1 protein-coding gene is annotated in these 1,191 nt (G+C 76.6%); it reads left to right on the top strand.

Annotated elements, in window-relative coordinates; all coding sequences use genetic code 11:
* Positions 1-74: 74 nt before the first annotated feature.
* On the top strand, positions 75-1,191 hold a 1,117-nt coding region (locus tag FV230_RS28540), incomplete at its 3' end, for a hypothetical protein (RefSeq protein WP_147844752.1).

Below are 1,191 nucleotides of genomic sequence, written 5' to 3'. Positions count from 1 at the left end.
CCCCGAAGTCCAGTCCCACCCCGAAGTCCAGCCATCGGACGACCTGCGCGACGCCGCAGGCGAGAGGTTTCGGCATGCCGATCCACACCCGTCGCCGCATCCCATCCCGGTTCGCGTTCGCCTGCGCCGCCTCCGCCCTCGGCCTCGGTTGCCTCGTCGGCGCGGGCTCGGACGACACGCGGACCTCCCTGCGGATGGCCTTCGTCGGCGCCTCGACCGATCTGGCGCAGCGTTTCGCCCCGGCGGACGCGGCGGCGCGGGTCGCCCTCGGTCCGGGCGGGGCGGACGTGCGGGTGGCCGGCGACCTGATGGACGGCGTCGCGCTGCGGGTCGAGGCCCTTCTGGCCGCGAACCCGCAGGCCCGCCGCATCCACCTCACCAGCGGCGGCGGCCTGGTCGAGGAGGGCCTGGCGCTGGGCGCGCTGATCGCCGAGCACGGGCTCGACACCTACGTCCCCGACGAATGCGCCTCGGCCTGCACCCTGGCCTTCGTCCGCGGCCGCGCGCGCTACCTCGGCACGGCCGGGCGCCTCGGCTTCCACGCCCCCTACGAGGCCGGCCTGTTCGGGCAGACCTTCGCCGTCGACGCCAGCCCCGAGCGGGCGGCCTACCGCGACGCCGGCCTCGCCGCGGACTTCACGGCCGAGGCGCTGGCGGTCGCCTCCGACGACATCTGGATGCCGGATGCCGAGCGCCTGATCCGGGCCGGCGCCGTCACCGAGGTGGTGGAGCCCGACCGCTTCCCCGACTCGACCCTCGACGACGACGACGGCCCGGAGGCGGCCCGCGCGCAGGTGCTGCGCAACCTGCCGATCCTCGCGCAGGCCGACCCCGCCGCCCTCGACCGCATCGCCGCCTGGTACCGCGACGGCTACCGGAACGGGCGCTCGGAAGCGGACGCCTTCGACGGGTTGCGCGCCCGGGCGAACGACCACCTCAGGGTCCTGTTCCGCCGGGCCGACGACGCGACCATCCGGGCGCTCGGGCATGCGGCGCTCGCGGCGTCGCGGGCGGTGGAGGCGGGCGACGGTGATGCGTGCGAAGCCATCGCCGGCGGCGACGTGGTCGCGATCGACGAGGCCCTGCGACACGCCGCGCACCCGGTGCCGAGCCTGCCGGCGCTGATCGTGCAGGCGCGACGGCAGAATGCGGCGCCGGCCGAGGGAGCCGCCGCGGGCGACGATGCCCGCC

This window comes from Methylobacterium sp. WL6 (assembly GCF_008040095.1).
Classification (GTDB): Bacteria; Pseudomonadota; Alphaproteobacteria; order Rhizobiales; family Beijerinckiaceae; genus Methylobacterium.
The sequence above is the reverse complement of the archived record's forward strand: the minus strand, read 5'-3'. Positions and strand labels throughout refer to the sequence as shown.